Origin of the sequence: Piscibacillus sp. B03 (assembly GCF_052246295.1) — a bacterium.
In the GTDB taxonomy this organism is placed as follows: Bacteria; Bacillota; Bacilli; order Bacillales; family Alkalibacillaceae; genus Piscibacillus.
This window is the reverse complement of sequence record NZ_JBQQCO010000040.1, coordinates 1-9742: the sequence shown is the minus strand read 5'-3', so window position 1 is coordinate 9742 and position 9742 is coordinate 1. Positions and strand designations below refer to the sequence as shown.

General features: G+C 37.3%; 11 protein-coding genes and 10 tRNA genes. 20 read left to right on the top strand and 1 reads right to left on the bottom strand.

What is annotated here, in order from left to right; translation table 11 throughout:
* Positions 1 to 245: 245 nt before the first annotated feature.
* The 9 genes from ACTWQB_RS16235 (at position 246) to ACTWQB_RS16195 (ending at position 7408) form a co-directional block, all read left to right on the top strand.
* The gene (locus ACTWQB_RS16235) at positions 246 to 1124 is read left to right on the top strand and encodes an RsbT co-antagonist protein RsbRA (protein WP_443140209.1); all 879 of its coding nucleotides are present in this window, start codon (positions 246 to 248) and stop codon (positions 1122 to 1124) included.
* 1 nt (position 1125) lies between these two features.
* Positions 1126 to 1485: an STAS domain-containing protein gene (locus ACTWQB_RS16230; RefSeq protein ID WP_443140208.1), complete on the top strand. Its 360-nt coding sequence runs from the start codon at positions 1126 to 1128 to the stop codon at positions 1483 to 1485.
* Positions 1485 to 1886, top strand: coding sequence for an anti-sigma regulatory factor (locus ACTWQB_RS16225; RefSeq protein WP_443140207.1), 402 nt, complete (start codon positions 1485 to 1487; stop codon positions 1884 to 1886). Before ACTWQB_RS16230 ends, ACTWQB_RS16225 begins: the two co-directional genes overlap by 1 nt.
* A gap of 14 nt (positions 1887 to 1900) precedes the next feature.
* Positions 1901 to 2908, top strand: a complete 1008-nt coding sequence (locus tag ACTWQB_RS16220; protein WP_443140206.1) for a PP2C family protein-serine/threonine phosphatase — start codon at positions 1901 to 1903, stop codon at positions 2906 to 2908.
* A 68-nt stretch (positions 2909 to 2976) separates the two neighbouring features.
* Positions 2977 to 3306, top strand: coding sequence for an STAS domain-containing protein (locus ACTWQB_RS16215; protein ID WP_443140205.1), 330 nt, complete (start codon positions 2977 to 2979; stop codon positions 3304 to 3306).
* Positions 3306 to 3785, top strand: a complete 480-nt coding sequence (gene rsbW, locus ACTWQB_RS16210; protein ID WP_443140204.1) for an anti-sigma B factor RsbW — start codon at positions 3306 to 3308, stop codon at positions 3783 to 3785. The genes ACTWQB_RS16215 and rsbW overlap by 1 nt, the downstream gene beginning before the upstream one ends.
* Positions 3757 to 4545 carry an RNA polymerase sigma factor SigB gene (sigB, locus tag ACTWQB_RS16205; RefSeq protein WP_443140203.1) on the top strand — a complete coding sequence of 263 codons (789 nt, stop codon included), beginning with the start codon at positions 3757 to 3759 and terminating at the stop codon, positions 4543 to 4545. Before rsbW ends, sigB begins: the two co-directional genes overlap by 29 nt.
* On the top strand, positions 4542 to 5147 hold the full coding sequence (locus tag ACTWQB_RS16200) for a SpoIIE family protein phosphatase (RefSeq protein ID WP_443140202.1): 606 nt from the start codon (positions 4542 to 4544) through the stop codon (positions 5145 to 5147). Before sigB ends, ACTWQB_RS16200 begins: the two co-directional genes overlap by 4 nt.
* A gap of 101 nt (positions 5148 to 5248) precedes the next feature.
* Positions 5249 to 7408: a Tex family protein gene (locus ACTWQB_RS16195; RefSeq protein ID WP_443140201.1), complete on the top strand. Its 2160-nt coding sequence runs from the start codon at positions 5249 to 5251 to the stop codon at positions 7406 to 7408.
* Here the strand turns inward: ACTWQB_RS16195 and cmpA are convergent, their stop codons facing one another.
* The gene (gene cmpA, locus ACTWQB_RS16190; RefSeq protein WP_443140200.1) at positions 7409 to 7537 is read right to left on the bottom strand and encodes a cortex morphogenetic protein CmpA; all 129 of its coding nucleotides are present in this window, start codon (positions 7535 to 7537) and stop codon (positions 7409 to 7411) included. It abuts the gene before it with no gap.
* Between the two features lie 139 nt (positions 7538 to 7676).
* On the opposite strand from cmpA, the gene ACTWQB_RS16185 reads away from it, so the two are divergent.
* The 11 genes from ACTWQB_RS16185 to ACTWQB_RS16135 all read left to right on the top strand — a co-directional run bounded on the left by ACTWQB_RS16185 (position 7677) and on the right by ACTWQB_RS16135 (position 9608).
* Positions 7677 to 8123, top strand: coding sequence for a SprT family protein (locus ACTWQB_RS16185; RefSeq protein WP_443140199.1), 447 nt, complete (start codon positions 7677 to 7679; stop codon positions 8121 to 8123).
* A gap of 176 nt (positions 8124 to 8299) precedes the next feature.
* Positions 8300 to 8374: transfer RNA gene (locus ACTWQB_RS16180), tRNA-Asn, on the top strand.
* A gap of 1 nt (position 8375) precedes the next feature.
* A tRNA-Ser gene (locus ACTWQB_RS16175) sits at positions 8376 to 8466 on the top strand.
* Between the two features lie 9 nt (positions 8467 to 8475).
* Positions 8476 to 8547, top strand: a tRNA-Glu gene (locus tag ACTWQB_RS16170).
* A gap of 28 nt (positions 8548 to 8575) precedes the next feature.
* Positions 8576 to 8652 (top strand) — tRNA-Asp (locus ACTWQB_RS16165).
* A 5-nt stretch (positions 8653 to 8657) separates the two neighbouring features.
* Positions 8658 to 8732, top strand: a tRNA-Gln gene (locus ACTWQB_RS16160).
* Positions 8733 to 9050: 318 nt separating this feature from the next.
* Positions 9051 to 9126 (top strand) — tRNA-Lys (locus ACTWQB_RS16155).
* 3 nt (positions 9127 to 9129) lie between these two features.
* Positions 9130 to 9212: transfer RNA gene (locus ACTWQB_RS16150), tRNA-Leu, on the top strand.
* A gap of 68 nt (positions 9213 to 9280) precedes the next feature.
* Positions 9281 to 9354: transfer RNA gene (locus ACTWQB_RS16145), tRNA-Arg, on the top strand.
* 97 nt (positions 9355 to 9451) lie between these two features.
* A tRNA-Gly gene (locus ACTWQB_RS16140) sits at positions 9452 to 9525 on the top strand.
* 6 nt (positions 9526 to 9531) lie between these two features.
* Positions 9532 to 9608 (top strand) — tRNA-Ile (locus tag ACTWQB_RS16135).
* Positions 9609 to 9742: the final 134 nt, after the last annotated feature.

Below are 9742 nucleotides of genomic sequence, written 5' to 3'. Positions count from 1 at the left end.
GAGCAATGTAATGGAGAAATGTATCCTGTTGAATATATTGATGTTAGAGGTAAAACGCATACATTCAAAGGTAAGCACTAACCCAAAAGAGGACCGGACGTGGTTTTTACGTCCGGTTTTTCTTATGCTTACGTTGGGTATTAAGTTCAAATTACAATTAACACTTTAAAATCAAAATTTATGGCGAAAAACCTCATTTAGTGTTAACTTGTATATATATGCAATTTTATGGAGGGGGAGTAGAAATGAATCCAGAGTATCAAGAAACCTTACTTGCAAACAGCGATGAGATTATACGTAATTGGATGGACAATTTAGAAGACAGCAAAGTAAAAGAATATACATCAACGATCTCAGACGACATGATTGAACAAGTTAATCGTGAGTTTGTTAACCTAGTTTTCTCAAAATTAAAAGATGGGCACTCCCAAGATTCCATAGAACAATTTACTGAAAGAATCGTAAATTTAGGCTGGCCATTAGGGTATTTAACTGAAGGCATGCAAACGTTTCGTAGCCTTTGCATTAGAACACTAATAAATGAGTCTGACGTTAAAGATCAAGAACAATTCTTGCAAATTGTAGATGATGTCAATGGTTGGGTAGATCCAATTAAAAAAAAATTAATTGATGCTTACTCTACGAACTGGAATAGTATTATATCTCTCCAAAAAGTAGCGCTTCAGGAACTATCAGCTCCACTTATTCCAGTTATGGACGGTATTACAATTATGCCGCTAGTGGGCACAATTGATACAGATCGAGCTAAGCTTATTATGGAGAATTTATTAGATGGTGTCATTAAGCATCGTGCGGATGTTGTGCTGATTGATATTACGGGAGTTCCTGTAGTAGACACAATGGTAGCACACCACATTATACAAGCTGCTGAAGCTGTAAGGTTAATTGGTGCAACTTGTATTCTTGTAGGTATAAGACCGGAAATTGCTCAAACCATTGTTAATTTAGGAATTGATTTAAGCAAATTCCCGACAAAGAGTTCTTTGAAACGCGGTTTTGAAAAGGCATTAGAAATGACAAACAGAGAAATTGCAAAAGTTGGAGAACAAGATGAGAAAGTAATTGATGACATTATTCAGTCGATTGAGAAGAGGAGTGAATAAAGTGAGAATTCCAATTCTGAAACTGCAAGACTATCTTTTGGTATCTGTTCAAATTGAACTTGATGACCAAACGGCTATGAAATTCCAAGAAGATTTATTAAGTAAAATTCATGAAACAGGTGCCACTGGAGTAGTTGTAGACTTAACTTCAGTGGAAATTATAGATTCGTTTATTGCTAAAGTGCTTGGAGATGTTGTATCAATGGCAGAATTAATGGGGGCAAAAGTAGTATTTACAGGCATCCAACCTGCAGTATCTATGACCTTAATCGATTTAGGGATCCATCTTCAGAATGTTCAAACAGCTTTAGACTTAGAACAAGGGTTGGTTAAGCTGAAACAAGAATTGGAGGAAAAGTGATGAAAGGGGCCTTAACTACTGTGCCAATTAAGAAGGAATGGGACATTGTAGGAGCTAGACAGTCTGGCCGTAATTTAGCTAGAGATTTAGGTTTTGGCTCTGTTGACCAGGCACGCATCGCGACCGCCATATCTGAGTTAGCCCGTAACATTTATTTATACGCTGGTAGTGGAGAAGTATCGTTTGAAGAAGTTCAAGGTACTAACTCTGTCGGTATTAAAATAACTGCGTCTGATCACGGTCCTGGTATAGAACAAATCAGCAAAGTAATGGAAGATGGGTATTCAACTTCTGGTGGTTTAGGTGCTGGGTTACCAGGGGTTAAACGTTTAATGGATGAGTTCGATATTGAATCAAATGAGAATGGAACTAAAGTGACAATTGTTAAGTGGTTGCGTTAAGTGAGGTGATGAGCTTGAGCTCAAACAAGACGGATATAAAGCAATACAAAGATTTGCTCAAGCAGTATTTGGAGACGAAAGATGAAGTTGTTTTATATCAAGCAGAACAATTAAATAAAGCTATAAAGCAAGATGTGTCACCAGATGAAATAATAGAACAACATTTTAAGGCATTATTAGAAATTGATCCTGATATGGATGATAAAATTAAGGATTCGTTTGATTTCTTAATTCAGACCATGACTAGCTATGCCTTAGCATATAAAGAATATCATGAATTAAGAGCAAAGCAGTTAGAATTAAAGGCAGAAATAGAAGTTGCAGCAAATATGCAAAATACTCTTTTAAGTACGACTGTACCTGGTGTGCAGAATATTGACATCGGTGCAACGTCTATTCCAGCTAAACTGATGAACGGTGACTATTATCATTTTGTACAAGATGATGAAGGTAATATTGGTGTTGCTGTTGCTGACGTTATCGGAAAAGGCATTCCAGCAGCATTTTTTATGTCGATGATTAAATATGCAATGGAAAGCTTCCCTGAAAACAGAATGTATCCTAAAGTGATCTTAGAACTATTAAACCGTGTAGTAGAACGAAATGTAGAATCTGGAATGTTTGTAACAATGTTTTATGGATTGTATGACGTTCATAAACATGAGTTCTACTATGCAACAGCAGGACATGAACCAGGGTTTATCTATAGAGCTCAACAAGATCAATTTGAAGAAATCGATGCCAAGGGTCTACTACTAGGTGTCCAAAAAGAGGTTAAATACAATCAGTATATTGATGGAATAAATGAAGGTGACTTGATTGTTTTATTAACCGACGGAGTAACAGAGTGTAGAGATGGGGATCGCTTTATTGAGCGTGAAGAAGTTCTCGAGGTAATCAGAGAATATAAGCATCTTTCAGCGCAAGAGATTGTAGATAATGTTTATAAGTATTTAGAACGTTTACAAGATTTCAAGCTTCGCGATGACTTTACACTAATCGTCCTAAAAAGAAATGACTAATTGAATGTTTAACACTTTTGTCTAAGGGTAAACATCAAATAGTTTTGAATTGATTGGGGGAGATTAAAATGAACTTGTATATTGAAGATTATCAAGAAGGTCAAGTAACAGTAATTAAATTATCAGGCGAGATAGATGCATATACAGCACCGGAATTAAAAGAAAAATTACTCGGTTACTTACAAGAAGAAGGTGCCGAAGTACAAGTAGATTTAGAAAAAGTTAGCTATATGGATAGTACTGGTTTGGGTGTGTTTATTAGTGGGTTGAAAACGTCTAACGAAGTAAATAGCTCATTCACACTAGTAAATTTACAAGAAAACGTGTATCGCCTCTTTAATATCACTGGGCTGAATGACGTTATGAATATTGAAAACACAATTAGAGGTGGTAAATAATGACTAAACCATTTGATTTTGTCGAAATGAAGTTGCCCGCAAAGTCAGAATACGTTGGAGTATTAAGGTTAACAATCTCAGGAGTAGCCAATCGTATGGGTTTCTCCTATGAAGATATTGAAGACCTAAAAGTTGCTGTTTCTGAAGCTATTACTAATGCTGTTAAACATGCTTACTATGAAGAAGATCAAGGAGAAGTCACCATTGGCTTTGCGCTATATGAAGATAAATTAGAAGTAATGGTAGCGGATTATGGCGGAAGCTTTGATTTAGAAAAAGTGAAAGAAGATATTGGACCATATGATCGCGGTATGCCAATCGACAACATGAAAGAAGGAGGTTTTGGTCTTTTCTTAATTGATGCCCTCATGGATAAAGTTGAAATCAATAATAATCACGGTGTGATCGTTTTAATGACTAAGTATTTGCAGGAAAATGAGGTGGGGCAAAATGACGACCAAATCTCAACTACACAATAATGAAGATGAAATTTATACTTTAATTAATCAATTAAGGGAATCACCAGGAGATGAAGCAATACAAGAAAGAATTGTATTGAAGTATGAGAACTTGGTCCATTCTATAGCCAAAAAGTATTCAAAGAATGCATCGATTCATGAAGACCTCGTACAGGTCGGGATGGTTGGATTGATTGCAGCCGTTAATCGTTATGACGATTCCTTTGGGAAATCATTTGAATCGTTTGCAATTCCAACGATTATCGGGGAGATTAAAAGATATATTCGTGATAAAACTTGGAGTGTTCACGTTCCAAGAAGAATTAAAGAGTTAGGTCCTAAAATTAAGAAAGCCGTTGAAGAATTGACAACAGAGAATCAATATTCTCCTTCTGTTGAACATATCGCTGATTATTTAGAGGTGTCCCAAGAAGAAGTGCTAGAAGCGATGGAAATGGGACAGAGTTATAATGCACTTTCGGCCGACCGTAGTATTGAAGCGGATTCTGACGGAAGCACAGTTACGATTTTAGATTTAGTAGGCCAACAAGACGATGGTTATGAACAAACCGATTATAAGTTGTTGGTCGAAAAGCTCATGCCTATACTAAATGAACGTGAACAGGAAATTTTAAAATGTACGTTTTTTGAAAACCTAAGTCAAAAAGAAACCGGAGAAAAACTGGGACTTTCTCAAATGCATGTTTCGAGGTTACAACGACGAGCGCTTCGTAAACTAAGAGAATCCATTTCCGAAGAGGATCTGGAGGCGTTATTTTGATAGAAAACTTTGATCGCATGGAAGTTGCTACTTTTAACGAAGCGAAAAAAGGTAACTACTACTCTGGAGATAGTTTTTATTACATCGAATTTGATGACTTTTTCATTGCTGTATTGGCAGATGGTCTAGGTAGTGGTGAATTAGCTAAAGCGTCATCTGAGAAGGTTATTACTGTTGTCAGAGAAAATGCGAGTGACTCATTGGACGACTTACTAAGGAAATGCAACGAAGTGTTCTTCAATAACGAGTTACGTGGTTGTGTAATTGGTTTATTGAAAGTCGATTATAATAAGGAAACTTATTCCTATGTATCATTCGGTAATATTGGAATTATTATTGTCGATGATCAAGGTCAAAAGAAACGTAACATCCCAGTCTCAGGTTATTTATCAGGAATTCCTATTCGAACAAAAGTGCACAGTGGAAAGTTAAAACCTAACACTGTTTTCTTTATGTTCTCAGACGGAGTAAATGAGCGGCAATTAACGAATGAGTTTTATAAACACCAGTCTATGTCTTTAACAATTGAATGGTACTCAATTCAACAAAAATTATCTTTAGATGATGATACTACGTTAATTGCGATGAAATATAATGGATGAAGCTCTAATGTCTAAAATTCAGAATGGACGTTAGAGCTTTTTTCGTTCTCAACTATTTTTGGTACAATATTAACGTATTGACTATGTGAGGAGGAAGTAGTTTGTCAGAATTACATACCGAATTAACACAATTTGTTGCAAATGATGTGAAACAAAATACTTCAATTGTGACAAAAGTGATTGAATTAATTGAAGAGGGTAACACAATTCCTTTTATTGCACGTTATAGAAAAGAACAAACAAAAGGGCTTGATGAAACCGAGATTCAAGCAATTAAGGAAACATATGATTATCAACTTCAATTGCAAACAAGAAAAGACGAAGTCATTCGTTTAATTGATGAACAAGGTAAACTTACGGAAGAACTAAAACAAGATATACTACAATCAACAAAATTACAACGAGTTGAGGACTTATATCGCCCATATAAGCAAAAGAGGCGGACAAGAGCTACAATTGCAAAAGAAAAAGGGTTAGAACCTTTATCATTAGATATTTGGAAACAACAGGGGCTAAGACTTGAAGAAGAAGCTCAAAAATATTTATCCGAAGAACACGAGTTGCTTGATGTTTCAGACGTACTTACTGGAGCAAGTGACATTATTGCTGAATGGATTTCTGATGAAGCAGCTTATCGTGAAAAGATTCGTTCACTAACATTTAAAAAAGGACTAGTACAAACAGAAGTTAAGAAGAATGCAGAAGACGACAAGCAAATCTTTCAAATGTATTATGACTATAGTGAGCCAGTATCGAAAATGGCGCATCACCGTGTGTTGGCTGTAAACCGTGGTGAGAAAGAGAAAATTCTAAAGGTATCGATTGAACCGCCACTAGATCAAATTATGGATTATTTAAACCGTTCAATTATTAAGAAGCAAAATGTTGAAGAGACTGCATTTTTAAAAGTGGCAATTGAAGACAGTTATAAACGTCTAATCCAACCATCTATTGAACGTGACATTAGGTCCTCACTAACAGATGAGGCTGAAGACCATGCGATTGAAATATTTGCTAAGAACTTACGTCAACTTCTACTTCAACCACCTTTGAAGGGTAAAATGATTTTAGGAGTAGACCCAGCTTTTAGAACAGGGTGTAAACTAGCTGTTGTAGATGAAACAGGTCACATGAAAGAAGTGGACGTGATTTACCCTACAGCACCTCGTAACGATGTAGCGGGCGCAGAAAAGAAGATTCTTAAAGTCCTAAAACAGTATCCTGTTGAATTAATCGCAATTGGTAATGGTACGGCATCAAGAGAGACAGAGCAATTTATAGCTGAATTAATACAAAAGCATAATTTAGATTTAGCCTATCTAATTGTTAATGAAGCAGGTGCAAGTGTCTATTCAGCATCAAAATTAGCAAGAGAAGAGTTCCCGGATCTACAAGTAGAGGAACGTAGTGCGGTATCAATTGCTCGACGTGTTCAAGATCCGTTAAGTGAGCTTGTTAAAATTGACCCTAAATCAATAGGAGTAGGTCAATACCAACATGATGTTAGTCAGAAGAAGCTAAGTGAATCATTGCGGTTTGTTGTGGAAACGGCTGTAAACCAAGTAGGTGTAAATGTTAATACAGCCTCAGCTTCTTTACTACAATATATATCAGGTTTAAATAAAACGGTTGCGACCAATATTGTGAAGTATCGAGACGAGAACGGTAAATTTACTAACCGTAAACAGATAAAGAAAGTGCCACGTCTAGGTGCTAAAACATATGAACAAGCGATTGGTTTCTTACGTGTACTAGAAAGTGAGGAACCTCTAGATCGTACGTCGATTCACCCTGAAAGCTATGACATAACAAAACAATTGTTAAAACAATTAGGGTTATCAACAGAGGATATTGGAACAGAACAACTGATCAACGAACTAAATCAACAGGATTTAGAGCAGATGACAAATCATTTAGATGTGGGTCGGTTAACTCTTGAAGACATAATAGCAGACTTGAAAAAGCCTAACCGTGATCCGCGTGATGAACTACCTAAGCCTTTACTTAAAACTAATGTTATGTCTATGGAAGACTTACAACAAGGAATGGAACTACAAGGAACTGTGCGTAATGTAGTTGATTTTGGGGCATTTGTTGACATCGGTGTTAAGCAAGATGGGCTTGTTCATATCTCGAAGATGTCAAATCGCTTCGTCAATAATCCACTAGACGTCGTGTCGGTCGGTGATATCGTGACGGTTTGGGTCGATGAAGTAGATATCAAAAGAGAAAGAATTGCATTAACAATGGTTGGCAGTTAACTACTCCTGTGATACTTCTTCTAAGTTTTTACTATGGTAAAAGAACCAACACTGGTTTAGTAGCTTTATTTGGCGAATGTCTTTATTTGCATATGCATTTAACATCTGGCGTTTAAACCATTTAGGCATAACAATCACCTTTTAATCAATTATTTTAATTTAGTATATGCTTGAGCACAAAAATTGCTCATGAAATTAATTCCAATGGTATACCTAGCATGCTACTCCAATGTATGTTAGGTATATTTCAATTAAATGGGGGATTAGAATGGAACAACGAGAACTACAAAAGTTAGTTGAAGATATATCTTTGCAGTATTTTGACAAACCATTTGTAGGTGAAGCATGTTTTAATGGAAGACTTCGAACTACAGGAGGTCGCTATTTACCTACACAAAGAAGAATAGAGATTAACCCCAAGTACTTAACTGAATTAGGAAGACAAGAACTAATAGGAATTATTAAACACGAGTTGTGTCACTACCACCCACATGTAGACGGCAAACCATATCATCATAGGAGTAAGGAGTTTAGAGAATTATTAAAGAAAGTAGATGCGCCGAGGTTTTGCCAAGTGTTACCTTCAGAAGCAGATCAACGTAATATTATGTATAAATGTGTATCTTGCCAAACTACATACAGGCGCAAACGTAGAATTAATTTAAATAGGTATAGGTGCGGGAAATGTAAAGGACATTTAAAATTTATTGAATAAAATTTTAAAGAGTTATTGACTTACACATTCATTTCATGATAAATTTTATTTCGCAGTCGTTAATTCATGCATTTGTACAAGTAAAAGTTTTAGGTAAAACTTTTGTGAAACTGATTGACAGCCTTTCAAAGATATTGTATGATATTCAACGTCGCAAGTTAATTAAAACAACATATTCCAGCGTAGCTCAGTGGTAGAGCAATCGGCTGTTAACCGATCGGTCGCAGGTTCGAATCCTGCCGCTGGAGCCATGGAGAAGTACCCAAGAGGCCGAAGGGGCTCCCCTGCTAAGGGAGTAGGTCGCGTGAGCGGCGCGAGGGTTCGAATCCCTCCTTCTCCGCCATTGTAAAATGGCCCGTTGGTCAAGTGGTTAAGACACCGCCCTTTCACGGCGGTAACACGGGTTCGAATCCCGTACGGGTCATCTTATTTTATTTAAATATTTATTGTTAGGTCCGGTAGTTCAGTTGGTTAGAATGCCTGCCTGTCACGCAGGAGGTCGCGGGTTCGAGTCCCGTCCGGACCGCCATTCGTTGGGCCATAGCCAAGCGGTAAGGCAACGGGTTTTGGTCTCGTGATGCCCAGGTTCGAATCCTGGTGGCCCAGCCATTTTTATTTAAAATAAAAGATTCGTTCTTTTTAAATAAGACGATTAACACGTCTTTTTTTATTGCTTAAATTGAGATCTTATTAGGAGTCATTAGCTCAGTTAGTAGAGCAAAATCGTAAACATCATTGAGATCCTTCAATGTAGGTTCCTGCGAGGAGCGTAAGCATCGTCGAAACAACTTGCAACGCGACGAGCACAAAACTTCTTTGAAACTACTTCTGGGAAGTAAACTGCGAGGAGCGTAAGCATCGTCGAAACAACTTGCAACGCGACGAGCATCTGACAATCTCATTTTCTATAAAATAAAATAAATTCATGAGCCATTAGCTCAGTTGGTAGAGCATCTGACTTTTAATCAGAGGGTCGGAGGTTCGAATCCTCCATGGCTCACCATTAGCGGTCGTGGCGGAACGGCAGACGCGCTAGGTTGAGGGCCTAGTGGGGGTTACCCCGTGGAGGTTCAAATCCTCTCGGCCGCATATAACTTTCTTGAAAAAGTTATTGCAATTCATTGCTGAATTTGATATTATATATATTGTCGCCATTGGCGCCCGTAGCTCAATTGGATAGAGCGTTTGACTACGGATCAAAAGGTTAGGGGTTCGACTCCTCTCGGGCGCGTTAGCAATTTAATAATTTCCAAGAAATTAAGGGTTGCATTTTTCTTCAATACAGTTTAATATATTTATTGCGTTTCAATTAATAGTTTTTATTAAACGCGGGTGTAGTTTAGTGGTAAAACCTCAGCCTTCCAAGCTGATGTCGTGGGTTCGATTCCCATCACCCGCTCCATTAAATGGGCCTGTAGCTCAGCTGGTTAGAGCGCACGCCTGATAAGCGTGAGGTCGGTGGTTCAAGTCCACTCAGGCCCACCATTTAATGTTTGAACCTTGAAAACTAAACAAAATAGCCTGTAGTCAATTCTAGTTTTTCATCTGGATTGGCAGATGAAAAACCTTAAACTATTTAGCCAATCAAACTACTTTTATGGAGAGTTTGATCCTGGCTC